This window comes from Bradyrhizobium dasycarpum (assembly GCF_042019905.1).
Classification (GTDB): Bacteria; Pseudomonadota; Alphaproteobacteria; order Rhizobiales; family Xanthobacteraceae; genus Bradyrhizobium; species Bradyrhizobium japonicum_B.
Window position 1 is genome coordinate 6,327,470 of sequence record NZ_CP169574.1, and the last position, 17,845, is coordinate 6,345,314.

Sequence of the window (17,845 nt, forward strand, 5' to 3'; positions counted from 1 at the left end):
GGAGGCGAATGGTAAAGTGCCCATTCACATTATTGACAGGCGCCTGAATCCAGGCGGCAAGAGTCTTGAGAACCGCCAGCGGTTCTTGCGTCGGGCCAAGTCCCTGGTGCAGGGCGCCGTCAAGAAGACCTCGCAGGAGCGCGACATCAAGGACGTCCTGGAGGGGGGCGAGGTCACGATCCCCCTCGACGGCATGCACGAGCCGCGCTTCCGCCGGGAGGGCGGCACGCGCGACATGGTGCTGCCCGGTAACAAGAAGTTCGTCGAGGGCGACTATCTGCAGCGTTCGGGCCAGGGCCGCGCCAAGGATTCCGGCCCGGGCGAAGGCGACAGCGAGGACGCGTTCCGCTTCGTGCTGTCCCGCGACGAATTCGTCGATCTGTTCCTGGACGATCTCGAGCTGCCCGATCTCGCCAAGCGCAAGATCGCACAGACCGAGAGCGAGGGCATCCAGCGTGCCGGCTACACCACGTCGGGCTCGCCCGCCAACATCTCGGTGAGCCGGACGGTGAAGCTCGCGCTGGCCCGCCGCATCGCGCTCAAGCGTCCCCGCAAGGACGAGATCGAAGAGCTGGAAGCTGCGATCGCGGCCTGCACCGACGAGGACGAGCGTGAGGTGCTGCTCGCCCAGCTCGAAAAGCTCAAGGCGAAATCCAAGCGCATTCCCTTCATCGATCCGCTCGACATCCGCTACCGCCGCTTCGAGACGGTGCCGCGGCCGGTGGCGCAGGCGGTGATGTTCTGCCTGATGGACGTCTCGGGCTCGATGTCCGAGCACATGAAGGATCTCGCCAAGCGCTTCTACATGCTGCTCTACGTGTTCCTGAAGCGCCGCTACAAGCACGTCGAGATCGTCTTCATCCGCCACACCGACCGCGCCGAGGAGGTCGACGAGCAGACCTTCTTCTACGGCCCGGCCTCGGGCGGCACACTGGTGTCGAGCGCTCTGCAGGCGATGCACGAGATCGTGCGCGAGCGCTTCAACCCATCGGACTGGAATATCTACGCCGCGCAAGCCTCCGACGGCGACAATTCCTATTCCGACGGCGAGCTCACCGGCATGCTGCTGACCGACAAGATCCTCCCGGTCTGTCAGTTCTTTGCCTATCTCGAGGTCGGGGAATCCGGCGGCAGCGCCTTCGATCTCTCCGACTCCTCGCTCTGGAGCCTCTATGAGCGCCTGCGCAACAGCGGCGCGCCGCTCTCGATGCGCAAGGTCTCGGAGCGCAGCGAGATCTTTCCGGTGTTCCACGACCTGTTCCAGCGCCGCGAAACCTCCCAGGAGAAGGCCGCTCCATGACGGAACGATTGTTCGAAGGCGCGGATTGGGATTTCCACACCTTGCAGCGCATCACCGATGCCTGCGAGGAGGTGGCGCTGAAGGATCTGGGGCTCGACGTCTATCCGAACCAGATCGAGGTCATCACCGCCGAGCAGATGCTGGACGCCTATTCGTCGGTCGGCATGCCCTTGTTCTACAAGCACTGGTCGTTCGGCAAGCATTTCGCCTTTCACGAGGCGTCCTATCGCAAGGGCCTGATGGGGCTCGCCTATGAGATCGTGATCAACTCCTCGCCCTGCATCTCCTATCTGATGGAGGAGAACACGGCGACGATGCAGACCCTGGTGATCGCGCACGCCGCCTTCGGCCACAACCACTTCTTCAAGAACAATTACCTGTTCAAGCAGTGGACCGACGCCGACGGCATCCTGGATTATCTCGACTTCGCCAAGAACTACGTCATGCAGTGCGAGGAGCGTTACGGCCGCATCGAGGTCGAACGCACCCTGGACGCCGCGCACGCGCTGATGTCGCACGGCATCGACCGCTATCCCGGCAAGAAGAAGCTCGATCTGCGCGCCGAGGAGAAGCGGGCCGGACGCCGCCGTCAGCACGAGGAAGAGGTCTTCAACGATCTCTGGCGCACCGTGCCGGCCGGCAAGAGCAAGACCCGCTCTGCGCTCAGCATCGAGCGCCGCCGCAAGCTGCTCGGCCTGCCGCAGGAAAATCTGCTCTACTTCCTGGAGAAGAGCGCGCCGCGGCTGGCGCCCTGGCAGCGCGAGCTGCTCCGCATCGTCCGCCACATCGCGCAATATTTCTATCCGCAGAGCCAGACCAAGGTGATGAACGAGGGGACGGCGACCTACGTCCACTATCGCATCATGACCCAGCTGCATCAGCAGGGCCGCATCACCGACGGCAATTTCCTCGAATTCCTGGGCTCCCACACCAATGTGGTGTTCCAGCCCGAGTTCGACGATCCGCGATTCTCCGGCTTCAACCCTTATGCGCTCGGCTTTGCCGTGATGCAGGACATCGAACGTATCGTCACCAGGCCGGAGGACGAGGACCGCGAATGGTTCCCCGACATCGCCGGCAAGAACGACGTGATGGGCGTGCTGCGCGACGTCTGGGCCAATTACCGCGACGAAAGCTTCATCGCCCAGTTCCTGAGCCCCAAATTGATGCGGCACTTCCGCATGTTCCACCTGCACGACGATCCCGAGGAGCGTGCCGGCATCAGGGTCGACGCCATCCACGACGAGCGCGGTTTCCGCCGCGTCCGCCGCGAGCTGGCACGGCAGCATGATGTCGGCTACATCGACGCCAATATCGAGGTGGTCGACGTCGATCTCTCGGGCGACCGCCGCCTGATCCTGCATCACCACGTCATCAAGGGTGCGCAGCTCAACGAGACCGATGCCAAGCGGGTGCTGCAGCACCTCGCCGATCTTTGGACCTACGACGTCGCGCTGATCGAGGTCGATGCCAACGACAAGGTCCTGCGCGAATACGTCGTGAGCCCGCGCCCGATCCCCGCCGCGGTGGCGTGAGTGGGGCCAGCTGTGTGGGGCGCTTGACGATGAGCCCCTGCTGACGCGCCGACGAAGGTGCGTTCCCTACCCCACAAGGGGGAGGGAACGGAGAGAGGGTGCTACCTAGCGCTTCTTCCCCGGCTTCTTCTTCGCTGCATTCAGCTCCACCGCCGCGCGGATCAGCGCCTTCAGCGCCTTCTCGTTGATTGTCTCGCCTTCGCGAATATCGACCGCCCGCCGCACATTGCCGTCGAGGCTGGAATTGAACAGGCCTGATGGGTCGGCGAGTGCCGCGCCCCTGGTAAAGGTCAGCTTCACCACCTCCTTGTAGGTCTCGCCGGTGCAGATGATGCCGTCGTGCTCCCACACGGGAACGCCGCGCCATTTCCACGCTTCCGCCACGTCAGGGTCGGCTTCCTTGATCAGGGCGCGGACCCGCTTCAGCATGTCCCCGCGCCAGTCGCCGAGCTCCTTGATCCTGCCGTCGATCAGCTTGGCGGGCGAAAGCCCTTTCGCCTCCGTCGCGCCGGCCTTGTTCGCGGTCACAGCCTTTTTCATTCTCTCGCCTCACGCGTTGCTGCGACGGAGATAGGGCAGCGCGAACAGATACAGCCCCGTCGCGAGCAGCGGAATCAGTGGCACGAGTGCCAGGAATCCGATCCACACGGCCTGGAGCTGTATGATCATTGCGACGATGTTGGCAATGACGGCCAGCGTGAAAGCCATCGACAGCCAACGATGAATTTGCCGAATCCACATCTGCGTGCTCATCGGATCCTCCCTTGCGAATGTTTGGAAATAGACACGGCGGAGGGGCTAGTCCCCTCGCGCCAACACCTCGTCCAGCTTTGCCAAGAACTGCTTCCAGCCGGCATGCGCACCGCCGAACGCCTGCTTCTGCGTCGGGCTGAATCCTGCCTGCTCGACGCGCAGATGCGTGCCCGCGCTGGTCGGCGTCAGCGTGAAGGTCACCACGCTCCTGAGGTCGAAGGCGGCGTCCTCATGCGAGAAATTCCAGGTGTAAGCGAGGGTCTTCTGCGGCTCGATGGTAAGCACCTCGCAGTCCAGCACGCCGCCCCATTCGCCGCGCAGGTTGAAGCGATGTCCGACCACGGGCTTGAAGTCGTTCTTCATCAGCCATTCCTCGATCAGGTGGGGCTGCGTCAGCGCGCGCCAGAGTCGCTCGGCGGGAAAGGCAAATTCGCGCTCGATCACGACGGAGCGCGTCTCGGCGGGTTCGTTCATTGGTCCATCCTCTTCAGGAGATCGTCGAGGGCATCGAGCCTTTTCTGCCAGAACCCGGCCATCTGGCCGGTCCAGTCGATCAGCGGATTGAGCGCGCCGGGTTGCGCGCTGTAGTGGGTCTGGCGTCCTTCATGGCGGTCGCGCACGAGGCCAGCCTGCTTGAGGGCGCCGAGATGCTTAGACACCGCCGGCTGGGACACGCCGGATCGCGCCGTCAGCGCCCCAACGGTCTGCTCGCCCTCACGGCACAGTCGCTCGAAGATCGCCCGCCTCGTGGGGTCGGCGAGGGTTCTGAACAGGAGGTCGGGGGTGGGGGGCATAAAGGATACATAACCGGAAAGTTATGGATCAATTCATAACCGTGGAGTTATGCGTAAGTCAAGGGCGACGGGAGATTACGGCGATGGCTGGCGCAGCCCCTCTCCGCGTCATTGCGAGGATCTCGCGACAAAATTGCGTAGCAATTTTGCGCTGATGCGACGAAGCAATCCAGTTTGTCTCCGCGGAGAAAGTCTGGATTGCTTCGCTGCGCTCGCAATGACGGAGGGTGTGGCGGTGCCCGTCCTACGGCCGCAAATACAAGTATCCCTGCGACTGCAGCTCGGCGATGCGGACCACGCCGCCCTTCTCCAGGTTGACGAAGCCGGGCAACAGATCCGCCAGCGTGACGTTCTGCGCCTTCATCGTGTTGCCGCAGGCGGCGAGCTCGACCCCGTCCTTGGAGAAATCACTGACGCGCCTGCTGATATCGGGATTGGCCTGCGCCGAATGAAACGCCTTCAGCGCCGGCCCGTGGATCACCAGTGCGATCGTGACATGGTCGGGGCCGCCGACGCCGTCGATATGGTTCTGGATATTGCCGAGCACGAAATTGACCTTCTCGGCGTCGCTGAGGTGGTAGACCACCTTGAGCTTGTTGCCCGGGCCGGCTCCGGTGGCTGCTTGCGCACGTGAGGCGCCGAACGCGGCGCCTAGTGCCGAGACGGCGCTCCACAAGATGTTGCGGCGATTCATGGTGAACTCCCTGAAGCGACGACGATGCCAGACAAGGTATCACTTGTGGCGCAGCGCGGCGAGTTCCTTGCGGTCGGTCACCAGCGAGGCGCATTCGCTTGTATCGGTGCGATCGAGCCGGAAGATCCTGTCGTCGGCGCCGCCGACCAGCGCATGTTCGGCCTCATCGTCCGGCTTGTTGTTTTGCCAGACGCGTACCCGCTCGAGCCGCACGATCGCCGACTTGTCGTCCTTGGAGAGCGCAACGCCGATGCCGCCGCCGTCGCAATCGACGCCGCAGCCGAGGCGCACCTCGCTGCCATTCCTGGTGAACACGGCGTGATTACACGAGCCGCTGGAGTCGAAATCGCCGCTGCGGTGACGGTACAAGAAGCCGAGGCGGAAGGAATGGTGCAGCTCCTTGTCCTCCTTGTCCAGTTCCGCCGAGATCAGCAGCTTCATCGCGGCGACCTTCTGCTTGGGGTGCCGCACCAGATGGTCGGGGGCGTAGCGGCGGACGAAGCAGGCATAGGCCTTGCCGCCCGGCTTGCCCGCATACATGCGCGCATTGAAGGCCTCGGATTCAGCCTTGCTGGCCTCGCGGATGTCGTCGCCTTCCTCGGCCCGGGCGGCGCCGATGAATGCGGCAAGGGCAAGCGGGAGAATAAGGGCAAGCTTCATGATCGCACCGGGCGCTTGGCGGCAATGGCCCGCCGCGGCGGGGCGGCGCAGGCCGGTCTGCCATTAGTCGCGGCGCCGGCGCACGGCGTTCAAGCCTTCGACACGGTCACCCGTGCGACTATCCCGGCACGAACTCGGGGTCGTCGTCTCACGCCAGGCCTTAGTCATTCATGGGACCAAGAAGGTTCAACTGGTGCACTCCTTGATTTCTACGGAACTCGATGTCGGCGATGTCGGCGACATTGTCTCGGTTCGTCAATGTGGTAGCGTTCACAGACGACCGCCTTTGGCAGTCGTAAGCTGGGGCTGCCTTGTAAGCTTGTGGAGTCCCCCGCATGGGCGAAATTCGCAACTTCAGATCCGGCAATCAGGATGAGCCGCCGCCACACGGCCCCATGCCTCGTCGTCTCGCGGCGATCATTGTCGGTGACATCGCTTCCTACAGCCGCATCATGCAAGCGGACGAGGAGGGAACGCATGTCCGCGTCAAGCGGATCGAGCGCGATATCATCCAGCCCAGCATCATCGAGCATCATGGAAGTCTGGTGAAGACCACGGGCGATGGCTTCATCGCTATTTTCGATAGCCCTGTTGAGGCCGTTCGCTGCAGCATCGTGATCCAGCAGAACCTCATCGGCCGCAATGCCCCGCTTCCAAAGCATTCGCGGCTCGAATACCGGATTGGCGTCAATCTCGGCGACGTGATCGTAGAGCCGGACGATATCTACGGCGACGGCGTCAATATCGCCACACGGATCGAAGGCATTGCCGAGCCTGGTCAGGTTTATATCTCGGGCGCGATCTACGAGCAGATCAAGCACAAGGTGGTGTGCGGCTATGAGTCGCTCGGCGACCGCAAAGTCAAGAACATCACCGATCCGGTGCGTGTCTATCGCGTGCTGCCGGATGCAGATGCGGTCGGCAGGACGCGAGGGCGGCGCGAAAATACCCTTATCTTCCTTTTGGCCATCACGCTGATAATTATCGCGACCGGCGTGCTCTGGTACTTGCTGGTGCAGCCTGGCAGGATCAACGAGCAGGCCGCCACGCCCACCGCTGCCCCGGCCGCGACGCCGCACGAGGCAGCGACGCAGACGCCACAACCCTCCCCATCATTGGCTTCTGCCCCTCCGTCGCCGTCGCCGTCGCCCAGCCCATCGGCACCGTCCCCTCGTGAACCCGAGATGATCGCCATTCGCGGCGGAAGCTTCGCGATGGGAAGCAATGACGACCCGACCGAACGGCCTGTCCATCAGGTCGCGATCAAGCCGTTCTCGATCGGACGATATCCGGTGACAGTGCAGGAGTGGAACGAATGCGCCGCCGCCAAGGCGTGCGGATTCACGGCCACCGGCAACGACGATGCCCCCGTCAGCAATGTGAGCTGGGCCGATGCGCAACAATATACCGCCTGGCTCGCGCAGACGACGAAGAAGCCTTACCGCCTTCCGAGCGAAGCCGAATGGGAATATGCGGCGCGCGGCGGAACGCAGACCAAATACTGGTGGGGCGACAAACTCCAGCCGGGCATGGCCGGGTGCAAGGATTGCGGTGATCTTGCGGCCGAGCAGCCGGCCAGGGTCGGCAGCTTCAGGCCCAATCCATTCGGGCTTTATGACATGGGCGGCGGCATCGATCAGTGGGTCGAGGACTGCTGGCATAAGACCTATCAGGGCGCGCCAAGTGACGGCTCGGCATGGAGCAGCGGCGACTGCAGCTCCCATGTTCTGCGCTCGGGTTCCTGGAAGAACGATTCGAGATATGTGCGGCCGTCAAACCGCGATGGTTACGACACCAATGTCCGTTACCCCACGCATGGATTCCGTGTCGCACTCAGTCCGTAAGTGCTGGAGTAAGTTTGATGAAGATCATTGCCTGTGTCGCGCTGGTAGTCGCGATCGCATTGCTACCGGGCGCGGCCTGTTCGCAGGGCAAGGCTGCGCCCAAGGACGCCAAGCTCTATTTCATCACGCCGCATGACGGGCAGAAGGTTCGCGGTGGGTTCTGGGTCCGGTTCGGCTTGCGTAACATGGGCGTGACGCATGCTGGCGACGACTACCCGAACGCCGGCCATCATCATCTGCTGGTCGACGTCAACGGTCCCATCGATCCGAAGGAGCCGATCCCGCAAGACAAGTCGCACCTGCATTTCGGTGCAGGGCAGACCGAAACCATGCTTGAGCTTGCGCCGGGCACGCACACGCTCCAGCTGGTGCTTGGGGATGCCAAGCACTATCCGTTTGAACCGCCGATCGTGTCGGAGAAGATTACGATCCGCGTCAGGTCGTCGACTTCAGCGCGGAGCAAATGATCACCGCAGGCTGGCGTTGATCTTGTCCAGCACCGCCGAGCCCGGGCACAGCGTGTCGGCTTCCAGCGAGTTGAGGGGCGTCTCGACCGTGTTGAGATGCTCGTGCAGGTCTTCCGCCTCGGGGTCGACGTACAGAAGCCCGGTGACGATCTGCCCCTTGGCGGCGTGCCTTGCCAGGAAGGTCTGGGCGCCCAGCCGGTCGTGCGGATCGTAGTCCGCGTCGATCTTGCGCAGGGCGATCTTGCTGCCATCGTGTTGCTCGACCACCTGCACCGTGCCGGGGGCGTAATCGACCGCGATCGGGTCGCGGCCGACCAGCACGTCGAGCCGGTTCACCGCGTCGTTGTGCTCGCGGACATAGTCGAAGCTCTTGGTCGAGCCGGCGTGGTTGTTGAAGGCGATGCAGGGGCTGATGACGTCGATGAAGGACGCACCCTTGTGGCGGATGGCGGCCGCGATCAGCGGCACCAGCTGGGTCTTGTCGCCGGAGAACGAACGCGCGACGAAGGTGGCCCCGAGCTGCAGCGCGATCGCGACGAGGTCGATGGCGTTGTCGGTGTTGGTGACGCCCTTCTTGCTCTTCGAGCCGCGGTCGGCGGTCGCGGAGAACTGGCCCTTGGTCAGGCCGTAGACGCCGTTGTTCTCGACGATATAGGTCATGTTGACGCCGCGCCGGATCGAATGCGCGAACTGGCCGAAGCCGATCGAGGCGGAATCGCCGTCGCCGGAAACGCCGAGATAGATCAAATCGCGGTTGGCGAGGTTGGCGCCTGTGAGCACCGAGGGCATGCGGCCGTGCACGGAGTTGAAGCCGTGCGAATTGCCGAGGAAATAGTCCGGCGTTTTCGAGGAGCAGCCGATGCCGGAGATCTTCGCCACCCGGTGCGGCTCGATCGAGAGCTCGTAGCACGCCTCGATGATCGAGGCCGTGATCGAATCATGGCCGCAGCCGGCGCACAGCGTCGAGATCTTGCCCTCGTAATCGCGGCGGGTGTAGCCGAGCTCGTTCGGCTTCAGCCCGGGATGATGGAATTTCGGTTTGGCGATGTAGGTCATGACACGGCCTTGCGGAGCGGGGTCACCTTGAGGTGATCCTGATGGTCGCCGATGGCTTTGGCGATGAAGCGGGCGGTGATCGGGGTGCCGTCGTAGTGCACGATCGGCACGAGGCGAACGGGATCGATGCCGTTCTCGTTGACGATGAGCTGGCGCAGCTGGCTGTCGCGGTTCTGCTCGACCACGTAGACGAAGTCGTGCTCGGCGAGGAAGCTCGCCACGCTGGAATGGAACGGGAAGGCGCGAATGCGCAGCCGGTCGAGCTGATGGCCGCGCGCCTCCAACAGGCCGATCGCCTCGTCCATGGCCGGCGAGGTCGAGCCGAAATAGATCACGCCGTATTTGGTCGGCCGTTCCGCATTGGCCTGCAGCGGCCGCGGCACCAGGTCCTGCGCGGTCTCGAATTTGCGCATCAGGCGCTGCATGTTGTCGGCGTAGACCGAGCCTTCCTCGGAATAGCGCGCATAGCGGTCGCGCGAGGTGCCGCGGGTGAAATAGGAACCCTTGGTCGGGTGCGTGCCGGGATAGGTGCGGTAGGGGATACCGTCGCCGTCGACGTCGAGATAGCGGCCGAAGTCGCGGCCTTCTTCCAGCATCTCCGCGGTCATCACCTTGCCGCGGTCATACTGCTTGGAATCGTCCCATTTCAGCGGGCGGGAGAGCCGGTGGTTCATGCCGATGTCGAGGTCGAGCATCAGGAAGATCGTGGTCTGCAGCCGCTCGGCGAGATCGAACGCGGCCGCCGCGAACTCGAACGCTTCGGCCGGGTCTTCCGGGAACAGCAGCACATGCTTGGTGTCGCCGTGCGAAGCATAGGCGCAGGCGATGATGTCGCATTGCTGGGTGCGCGTCGGCATGCCCGTCGAGGGGCCGGCGCGCTGGATGTTCATGATCACGGCCGGGATCTCGGCAAAATAGGAAAGGCCGATGAACTCGGTCATCAGCGAGATGCCGGGACCTGAGGTCGCGGTGAAGGCGCGGGCGCCGTTCCAGGATGCGCCGATCACGATCCCGATCGAGGCCAGTTCGTCCTCGCCCTGCACGATGGCGTATTTCGCCTTGCCCGTTTCAGGGTCGTGCCGGTACTTCTTGCAATGGGCGGTGAAGGCCTCGGCCACCGACGAGGACGGCGTGATCGGATACCAGGCGCACACCGTGGCGCCGCCATAGACGGCGCCGAGCGCCGCGGCGCTGTTGCCTTCGATGAAGATGCGGTCGCCGACCTTGTCGGATTTCTTGACGCGAAGCCCGATCGGGCATTTCAGGTTCTGCAGCGCCCAGTCGCGGCCGAGATGCAGCGCGTGGACGTTGGAGGAGAGCAGCTTCTCCTTGCCCTTGTACTGCTCGCCGATCAGCTGCTCGATCAGCTTGGGGTCCATGTCGAGCAGGGCCGAGAGCGCGCCCAGATAGATGATGTTCTTGAACAGCTGGCGCTGGCGCGGATCGGTGTAGGTCGAGTTGGTGATGGCGGTTAAGGGGACGCCGATCACCGTGATGTCGTCGCGGAACTTGGTCGACGGCATCGGCTTGGTGGAATCGTAGAACAGATAGCCGCCGGGCTCGATGCCGGCGACGTCCTTGTCCCAGGTCTGCGGGTTCATCGCCACCATCATGTCGACGCCGCCGCGGGCGCCGAGATGGCCGTCTTCGGTCACCCGCACTTCGTACCAGGTCGGCAGGCCCTGGATGTTGGACGGGAAGATGTTGCGGGGCGACACCGGCACGCCGTGGCGCAGGATCGCGCGTGCGAACATCTCGTTGGCGCTGGCCGAGCCCGAGCCGTTGACGTTGGCGAAGCGGACGACGAAGTCGTTTACGCTGCTGATCGGCTTTTTGTCGGACATGTCGAACCTGCGTGGGTCATCTCGATGAAATATTTCTGCATGTCCCAGGCGCCGGTGGGACAACGCTCGGCGCACAGCCCGCAATGCAGGCAGACGTCCTCGTCCTTGACCATCACGCGCCCGGTCTTGAGGTCGCTGGAGACGTAGAGATCCTGGTCGGGATGGAGTGATGGCGCCTTCAGGCGCTGGCGCAGGTCGCTTTCCTCGCCGTTACCCGTGAAGGTGATGCAATCCATCGGGCAAATGTCGACGCAGGCGTCGCACTCGATGCAGAGCGAGGTCGAGAACACCGTCTGCACGTCGCAGTTCAGGCAGCGATGCGCTTCGCCGAGCGCGAGCTTGACGTCGTAGCCGAGCTCGACCTCGGCGCGGATGTCCTTCAGCGCGATCACCTTGTCGCGATGCGGCACCTTGTAGCGCTTGTCGACCGAGATGTCGTTGTCATAGCTCCATTCGTGGATGCCCATCTTCTGCGACGAGACCTGCACGTCGGGCAGCGGACGCTCGGTAATGTCCTCGCCCGAGAGCATCTTGTGGATCGACAGCGCGGCGTCATGGCCGTGCGCGACCGCCCAGATGATGTTCTTCGGCCCGAACGCGGCGTCGCCGCCGAAGAACACTCTTGGATTGGTCGAGACGAAGGTCTTCGGGTCCACCTTGGGCATGTGCCATTTGTCGAACTCGATGCCGCAATCCTGCTCGATCCAGGGGAAGGCGTTCTCCTGGCCGACCGCGACCAGCACGTCGTCGCATGCGATGGTCTGGTCCGGCTCGCCCGAGGGAACGAGGTTGCGGCGGCCCTTGGCATCGTACTCGGCCTTCACCTTCTGGAAGGTGATGCCGGTGAGCTTGCCGTTGTCATGGACGAAGGCGACGGGCACCATGAAATTGAGGATCGGAATGTCCTCGTGGAGCGCATCCTCCTTCTCCCAGGGCGAGGCCTTCATCTCTTCGAAGCCGGAGCGGACGATCACCTTGACGTCCTCGCCGCCGAGCCGGCGGGCAGTGCGGCAGCAATCCATCGCGGTGTTGCCGCCGCCGAGCACGATGACGCGCTTGCCGATCTTGTCGGTATGGCCGAACGACACGTTGGCCAGCCATTCGATGCCGATATGGATGTTGCTGGCTGCTTCCTTCCGGCCGGGGATGTCGAGCTCGCGGCCGCGCGGGGCGCCGGAGCCGACGAAGATCGCATCGTACTTCTCCGCGAGCAGCGCCTTCATGCTCTCGATGCGGTGACCGCCTTTGAACTCGACGCCGAGGCCCAGGATGTAGCCGGTCTCCTCGTCGATCACGGAATTGGGCAGGCGGAATTTCGGGATCTGCGTGCGCATCATGCCGCCGGCTTCCGGATCGGCATCGAACACGGTGCAGTGATAGCCGAGCGGCGCCAGATCGCGCGCCACCGTCAGCGAAGCGGGACCGCCGCCGACCAGCGCGACGCGCTTGCCGTTCTTCGGCGATGGCCGCGGCAGGCGCTGCCTGATGTCGTCCTTGAAATCGGCGGCGACACGCTTCAGGCGGCAGATCGCGACGGGGGTTTCCTCGACGCGTCCGCGCCGGCACGCCGGCTCGCACGGACGATCGCAGGTGCGTCCCAGGATTCCGGGAAACACGTTCGATTTCCAATTGATCATGTAGGCGTCGCTGTAGCGGCCCTGGGCGATCAGTCGGATGTATTCGGGAACCGGAGTGTGCGCAGGACAGGCCCATTGGCAATCGACCACTTTGTGAAAGTAGTCGGGGGCCGCAATATCGGTTGGTTTCATTCCTACCCTGTCCGCGCAGGCTCAAGGACCCGGCGGCCTCTTTTGTTGAGCCTGGCGGACGCTTAACGCGTCTCGATCTGGTTTCTGAATGACGTCATTGGGTTAGCTTATTAGAACCGTTCCGAAGTACAACGGCAAAATTGCGCGCGCCCACGCTTTCATGGGAGCTACGCGCGCACAGCATTAACGGCGCACGTCACATGCGTGCGATGCAACATGTTGCGCTGCGTGCGAGCGCGTCAGCCGCGCGCGATGTCACTCTTCGCGAGATCCCACATCAGGCAGTAGGTGCCCACAGATACGGGAAGCGGGAAGGGGGCCGCCGCCGGGCCGGTAAAGCGCTCGGCGATGACGGCGGAGACGGCGCCGATTTGCGTGCCGTCGATCAGCACGAACCAGTCGCGCGCGCCTTCGTTACTTGTCGCCGGAATTCCTGCTTTTGCACCCGACAATTCTGGCTCGCTTTCGAGCAGGTGCATCGAGATGATGCCGTCGTGCTTGTCCGCCGTCAGTTTTTCTTGCAGCGCATCACGCCATGCCGCGGCATTGTCTGGCGTCGGCCGCAGCCGCACCAGGCCGAGCGCGGCCCCGCGCCCGGTGCCGTTGCTGACGGTGATGCGCGCGACCACGCGGAGCATGTCCTTGAAGCGGGCCATGGTCTGCCGCGACCAGTCGGTCGGGTTCGCCAGCCGCGCCTTGTAGGCGGGGCTGTCGAGCACCTCGAGCGTCGCGGTCGAGTACAGGCTGAGATATTTGGGATTGGCGGCATGCGCGACATAGCGCCGCGCTTCGAGAAATCCGTCGATCGCGACCCGCTCTTCCAGATGCTCGCGATCGTACCAGCGGTTGAAATCGGCTTCATCGGAAACGTCGATGTTCATCGACGTCAGCAGCATGCCTTTCCCGGCGAGCGGCATTCTTCTTGTCCTCTCATCGCCCGATCTTCGATGCGAGGTCCGCAATCGACTTCATCACCGCATCCCTCACGCCGGCATCATAGAGCGAATGTCCGGCTTCTTCCACGATGCGAAGCTCGGAACCCGGCCAAACTTTCGCGAGCGCCTGTGAGGTCTGAGGCGGACAGAGCAGGTCGTAGCGGCCCTGCACGATAATGCCGGGAATGCCCGTGAGCCGATGCGCGTTCCGCAACAACTGGTGTTCGCTCATGAAGGAATTGTTGACGAAATAATGCGCCTCCATGAACGGCGTTGCCGGCAGCGTGCGCCAGACGTTCAGCGAGGCCAGGTCGAGCCGCGTCTTGGCTGCCTTGTGCTCGGATAGTGCGCGCTCGGTGTCATGCCAGGCCCGCGCCGCAGGGCCGTGCACGGCCGGATCGGCATCGAGGATGCGGCGCCAATAGGCGTCGACCGGTTGCTCGCGCTCCTCGGGCGGCAGCACGCTCAGGAAGTCCTCGTAGAGCGCGGGATAGAACTGGGACAGGCGCAAGGTGAAGGCTGTCTCGACCTCAGCCCGCGTGCCGAGGAACGTCGCGCGCAGGGCAATGCCGGAGACGCGCTCCGGATGCGCCTCGGCGTAGGCCAGCGCCAGCGTGGCGCCCCAGGAGCCGCCGACCACCATCCATCGATCAAAGCCGAACCTTTCGCGGAGCGCCTCGATGTCCGCAACCAGATCGGCGGTGGTGTTGTGCGCCCGCGATCCCTTCGGCCTGCTGCGGCCGCAGCCGCGCTGGTCGAACAGCACGGCGCAGAAACGATCGGGGTCGAACAGCCGGCGATGGTCCGGCTGGCAGCCGCTGCCGGGCCCGCCGTGCAGGTAGATCGCAGGGATTCCGTCGGCGCGGCCGACGCTCTCGAGGTAGAGCTCGTGGCCGTCGCCGACGTCGAGCATTTCGGAAGTCAGCGGCGCAAAGGGATCGGCGCGTCGCGCCGCCGTGCCTGCGTCGGCGTCAGGTCCCATTCTCGGATTCCAGGGTGCCGCCGGCGAAATTGCGATAGAGGAAGCGGTTGGTCTCGCCCTCGGCCTCGGCTTCCGCCTGCTTGAAGATGGTCTCGTGCAGCGGCGACAGCGCGCAGGCGGGATCGGTATTGGCCGCATCGCCGGTCAGCGCGAAGGCCTGGCAGCGGCAGCCGCCGAAATCGATCTCGCGGAACTCGCAAGACTTGCACGGCTCCTTCATCCAGCCGGCGCCGCGATAGCGGTTGAAGGCCTCGGAATTCTGCCAGATCCAGGCGATCGAATGATTGGAGCGCACCGACTCGAATTCGAGCCCGGTGATGCTCTCGGCGGCGTGGCAGGGCAGCACCTTGCCGGCGGGCGAGATGTTGAAGAACTGCCGGCCCCAGCCGCCCATGCATTTCTTCGGCCGCAGCGCGTAGTAATCGGGAACGACATAGTCGATCGTCAGCCGGCCCTTCAGCCGCTCGCGCGCCGCCTCGACGATTTCAGTGCACTCGTCCAGCTGCGCCACGGTCGGCATCAGGGCGGCGCGGTTCTTCAGCGCCCAGCCGTAATACTGGACGTTGGCGACCTCGAGCCGGTCGGCGTCGAGATCGAGCGACATCTGGATGATGTCAGGCAGCTGGTGCAAATTCTGCCGATGCATCACCGCGTTCACGGTGAGCGGCAAATCGAGCTCGCGCGTCCATTTCGCGACCTCGAGCTTCTTGCGGTGCCCGCCCTTGTAGCCGGCGACGCGGTCGGCGAGGCCTTCCTCGATGCCCTGGAAGGAGATCTGCACATGGCAGAGCCCGGCATCGGCAAGCTCACTCAAACGCTCGCGCGTCAGCAGCACGGCCGAGGTGATCAGATTGGTGTAGAGCCCGACCTCGCTGGCGTGCTTCACGAGTTCGACGAGATCCTTCCGCGCGGTCGGCTCGCCGCCGGAGAAATGCACCTGGAGCACGCCGATCTCGGCGAGCTCGCTCAAGACCTTCTTCCATTCCTCGGTGGTCAGCTCCTTGCCGGAGCGGTCCAGCTCGACCGGATTGGAGCAATAGGGGCATTGCAGCGGGCAGCGATGCGTGATCTCGAGCAGCACCGCGAGCGGAATGCCGAAGGTTTCCGCGGTCGAGCGCTGCTTCTCCAGCACCGCCAGGCTGTCGTTGGGTGGGATGGTCACGTCGCTCATGACGTCTTCTCCCTGATCTCGGTGAGAAATCCCTTGTCGGCGAGATCCTGCAGCATGACGATGACGTCGGCCAGGATCGCCTCGCGGGGAGCCGCGTATTTGGCCGCCAGCTGATCGGAGACGTCGCCGACGCTGCGCTTGCCGTCGCAGAGCTGCAGCACCTCGACCGCGATCTCGTCGGGCGCCAGCACGCGCTCCGGCGCCAGGATCACCCAGACCTTGCGGGTCTCGTCATATTTCAGCTTGGCATGCCGCGGCAGCACGGGGCGGCTTGCCTCGCTGACGCTGATGTGACGCGGCCCGGCCATCAATCTTCCTCTCAGCCCGCTTTGGGCACGAACGCGCCCGGCGGAATATGGCCCTCGACATAGGCATGCTGGAGCGCGTCGAGCTGCACCCACAGCACGTTGGTCTTGAAGATCAGCGCGTTGCACACCTGTGCGCGCTGCTCCGGCGTCGTGGCATGCGTCTTGACGTAGTCGAGCGCGAAATTGGCATCGCGCGGCGCCTGCGTCAGGCGGCGCTTGAAGTAGCTCATGGTGTCAGGATTGACGAAATCGTAGTGCTGCAGCATGCCGGCGATGCGCTCTTCGTGGATGCTCGGCGCGAACAGCTCGGTTAGTGAAGAGGCGATCGCCTCCAGCGGGCTCTTTTTCGCGGCAATAGTGCACGTAGGCCTCAACCGCGAAGCGCGTTGCCGGCAAGATGCCTTCGGTGGATTCCACGTAGGCGGTGTCGAGGCCGAGACCTTCGGTCAGCTTGATCCAGCGCTCGATGCCGCCTTCGGCGCCGACATCGCCGTCATGGTCCTCGATGCGGTGGCGCCATTCCAGGCGGGTGGCGCGGTCGCGGAAGCGCGAGATCACCACCGCGTCCTTGATCGGTATCGTGCTCTGGTAATAGTAGCGGTTGAGCGCCCAGGCCTGCACCTGGCCCTTGTTCAGCTTGCCGCCGTGCAGCAGCTTATGGAACGGGTGCAGGCTGTGATAGCGGGTCTCGCCGATGTGGCGCAGCGTCGCCTCGAGCTCCTCGGCCGAGTTGAGCCTGATATCCCTGCCGATCGAGAGCGCAGTCATTCCAGTCATTGATGCCGTAGTCACAGCACGATCTCCGTTCCATCCGCCGGTATCTGCCAGCCGGCCGCCTCAGCTTCCTTGCGCTCGGGTGAGGCAGGCAGCAGCGCCGGGTTCGAGTTATTGATATGCAGAAATATCTTCCTGTCGATATCGAGATCGGCCATGCGCGCGATGGCGCCGTCGTCGCCGGACATCGCGACATGTCCCATGCTCTTGCCGGTTTTGTGGCCGAGGCCGGCCCTGATCATCTCGTCGTCCCGCCAGACTGTGCCGTCGAAGAAAACCAGCGAGGCGCCGTCGATCTCGGCCTTGAGCGCGTCGGTCACGTCGGCGCAGGCCGCGATGAAGTAGAAATACTTGCCGGTCGACTTGTCGGTGATCTTCAGGCCCAGCGTATCGCCCTCGCCGCTGCTCCCGCCGGGATGCGCCTTGCCTTCCAGGTACCAGGCCGACTTGCCCGGCACTGCGAAGGGCAGCACCTCCAGGCCGGAGCGCGCACCATCCGGAAGGCGAGGCTCGAATGGCTCATTGATGCCGATCGGCTGGCGCCGCACGTGCTTCTCGTTCAGCACGTTGAAGATGCTGTTGCTGGCGAGGATCGCCAGCACTTTGTCATGCGCATAGATCGTGAACGGCGAGCTTTCGCGCATCGAGAGCAGGCCCGCCACCGCATCCACTTCGCTGTTGGTCAGGATCACGCCCGCAATCGGGCTGTGGCGCAGCGCCCCGGCCCTGGGGTGCAGCTGCGGCGTGGCATTCAATTGCTGGCGCAGGTCGGGGGAGGCGTTGATCAGGAACCAGTTCTCGCCGTCACCGCTGAAGGCGACCGAGGCCTGCGTCCGGTGCAGCTCAGGCCCGCCTTTGCGAGCCGCCCGGCAGCCTTCGCAGCCGCAATTCCACTGGGGAACTCCGCCGCCGGCTGCGGCGCCCAGGACGACGACGCGAAGCATGATCCGTCTCCTGGA

18 protein-coding genes and 1 pseudogene are annotated in these 17,845 nt (G+C 63.9%); 4 read left to right on the forward strand and 15 right to left on the reverse strand.

Annotated features, from left to right (window positions below):
* Positions 1 to 22: 22 nt before the first annotated feature.
* Both ACETMP_RS30165 and ACETMP_RS30170 read left to right on the forward strand, forming a co-directional pair.
* Complete coding sequence (locus ACETMP_RS30165; protein ID WP_375162030.1) at positions 23 to 1,300, forward strand: YeaH/YhbH family protein; 1,278 nt, start codon at positions 23 to 25, stop codon at positions 1,298 to 1,300.
* On the forward strand, positions 1,297 to 2,835 hold the full coding sequence (locus ACETMP_RS30170; protein ID WP_028138203.1) for a SpoVR family protein: 1,539 nt from the start codon (positions 1,297 to 1,299) through the stop codon (positions 2,833 to 2,835). Before ACETMP_RS30165 ends, ACETMP_RS30170 begins: the two co-directional genes overlap by 4 nt.
* Before the next feature lie 105 nt (positions 2,836 to 2,940).
* Here the strand turns inward: ACETMP_RS30170 and ACETMP_RS30175 are convergent, their stop codons facing one another.
* The 6 genes from ACETMP_RS30175 to ACETMP_RS30200 form a co-directional block, all read right to left on the reverse strand.
* Positions 2,941 to 3,375: a DUF1801 domain-containing protein gene (locus ACETMP_RS30175; RefSeq protein WP_375158984.1), complete on the reverse strand. Its 435-nt coding sequence runs from the start codon at positions 3,373 to 3,375 to the stop codon at positions 2,941 to 2,943.
* Between the two features lie 9 nt (positions 3,376 to 3,384).
* Positions 3,385 to 3,588, reverse strand: a complete 204-nt coding sequence (locus tag ACETMP_RS30180) for a hypothetical protein (protein WP_375158985.1) — start codon at positions 3,586 to 3,588, stop codon at positions 3,385 to 3,387.
* Between the two features lie 45 nt (positions 3,589 to 3,633).
* Positions 3,634 to 4,062 (reverse strand): SRPBCC domain-containing protein, encoded by a 429-nt coding sequence (locus ACETMP_RS30185; RefSeq protein WP_375158986.1) that lies wholly within the window; start codon positions 4,060 to 4,062, stop codon positions 3,634 to 3,636.
* Positions 4,059 to 4,382 carry a helix-turn-helix transcriptional regulator gene (locus tag ACETMP_RS30190; RefSeq protein ID WP_157281764.1) on the reverse strand — a complete coding sequence of 108 codons (324 nt, stop codon included), beginning with the start codon at positions 4,380 to 4,382 and terminating at the stop codon, positions 4,059 to 4,061. The genes ACETMP_RS30185 and ACETMP_RS30190 overlap by 4 nt, the downstream gene beginning before the upstream one ends.
* A 244-nt stretch (positions 4,383 to 4,626) precedes the next feature.
* Complete coding sequence (locus ACETMP_RS30195) at positions 4,627 to 5,076, reverse strand: DsrE family protein (protein WP_375158987.1); 450 nt, start codon at positions 5,074 to 5,076, stop codon at positions 4,627 to 4,629.
* 39 nt (positions 5,077 to 5,115) lie between these two features.
* Positions 5,116 to 5,736 (reverse strand): hypothetical protein, encoded by a 621-nt coding sequence (locus ACETMP_RS30200; RefSeq protein ID WP_375158988.1) that lies wholly within the window; start codon positions 5,734 to 5,736, stop codon positions 5,116 to 5,118.
* A gap of 335 nt (positions 5,737 to 6,071) precedes the next feature.
* Here ACETMP_RS30200 and ACETMP_RS30205 point away from each other — a divergent pair, with 335 nt between their 5' ends.
* Entirely contained in the window at positions 6,072 to 7,580 is a 1,509-nt protein-coding gene (locus ACETMP_RS30205) for an SUMF1/EgtB/PvdO family nonheme iron enzyme (protein ID WP_375158989.1), read from the forward strand.
* Positions 7,581 to 7,597: 17 nt separating this feature from the next.
* On the forward strand, positions 7,598 to 8,047 hold the full coding sequence (locus ACETMP_RS30210; protein WP_375158990.1) for a DUF4399 domain-containing protein: 450 nt from the start codon (positions 7,598 to 7,600) through the stop codon (positions 8,045 to 8,047).
* Here ACETMP_RS30210 and ACETMP_RS30215 read toward each other — a convergent pair whose 3' ends face one another.
* The 9 genes and pseudogenes from ACETMP_RS30215 to pqqB form a co-directional block, all read right to left on the reverse strand.
* A complete protein-coding gene (locus ACETMP_RS30215) occupies positions 8,048 to 9,103 on the reverse strand; it encodes a 2-oxoacid:ferredoxin oxidoreductase subunit beta (protein ID WP_375158991.1) in 1,056 nt (351 codons plus the stop codon). It abuts the gene before it with no gap.
* On the reverse strand, positions 9,100 to 10,947 hold the full coding sequence (locus ACETMP_RS30220; protein WP_375158992.1) for a 2-oxoacid:acceptor oxidoreductase subunit alpha: 1,848 nt from the start codon (positions 10,945 to 10,947) through the stop codon (positions 9,100 to 9,102). The genes ACETMP_RS30215 and ACETMP_RS30220 overlap by 4 nt, the downstream gene beginning before the upstream one ends.
* On the reverse strand, positions 10,917 to 12,716 hold the full coding sequence (locus ACETMP_RS30225) for an FAD-dependent oxidoreductase (protein WP_375158993.1): 1,800 nt from the start codon (positions 12,714 to 12,716) through the stop codon (positions 10,917 to 10,919). Before ACETMP_RS30225 ends, ACETMP_RS30220 begins: the two co-directional genes overlap by 31 nt.
* 239 nt (positions 12,717 to 12,955) lie before the next feature.
* The gene (locus tag ACETMP_RS30230) at positions 12,956 to 13,633 is read right to left on the reverse strand and encodes a hypothetical protein (protein WP_375158994.1); all 678 of its coding nucleotides are present in this window, start codon (positions 13,631 to 13,633) and stop codon (positions 12,956 to 12,958) included.
* A gap of 13 nt (positions 13,634 to 13,646) precedes the next feature.
* Positions 13,647 to 14,633: a prolyl aminopeptidase gene (pip, locus tag ACETMP_RS30235; protein WP_375158995.1), complete on the reverse strand. Its 987-nt coding sequence runs from the start codon at positions 14,631 to 14,633 to the stop codon at positions 13,647 to 13,649.
* Positions 14,623 to 15,804 (reverse strand): pyrroloquinoline quinone biosynthesis protein PqqE, encoded by a 1,182-nt coding sequence (gene pqqE, locus ACETMP_RS30240; protein WP_375158996.1) that lies wholly within the window; start codon positions 15,802 to 15,804, stop codon positions 14,623 to 14,625. The genes pip and pqqE overlap by 11 nt, the downstream gene beginning before the upstream one ends.
* Positions 15,801 to 16,112, reverse strand: a complete 312-nt coding sequence (gene pqqD / locus ACETMP_RS30245) for a pyrroloquinoline quinone biosynthesis peptide chaperone PqqD (protein WP_135162725.1) — start codon at positions 16,110 to 16,112, stop codon at positions 15,801 to 15,803. The genes pqqE and pqqD overlap by 4 nt, the downstream gene beginning before the upstream one ends.
* Positions 16,113 to 16,123: 11 nt before the next feature.
* Positions 16,124 to 16,880, reverse strand: a pseudogene (gene pqqC, locus ACETMP_RS30250) (pyrroloquinoline-quinone synthase PqqC).
* A gap of 20 nt (positions 16,881 to 16,900) precedes the next feature.
* Positions 16,901 to 17,830, reverse strand: a complete 930-nt coding sequence (gene pqqB / locus ACETMP_RS30255; RefSeq protein WP_375158997.1) for a pyrroloquinoline quinone biosynthesis protein PqqB — start codon at positions 17,828 to 17,830, stop codon at positions 16,901 to 16,903.
* Between the last annotated feature and the right edge of the window lie 15 nt (positions 17,831 to 17,845).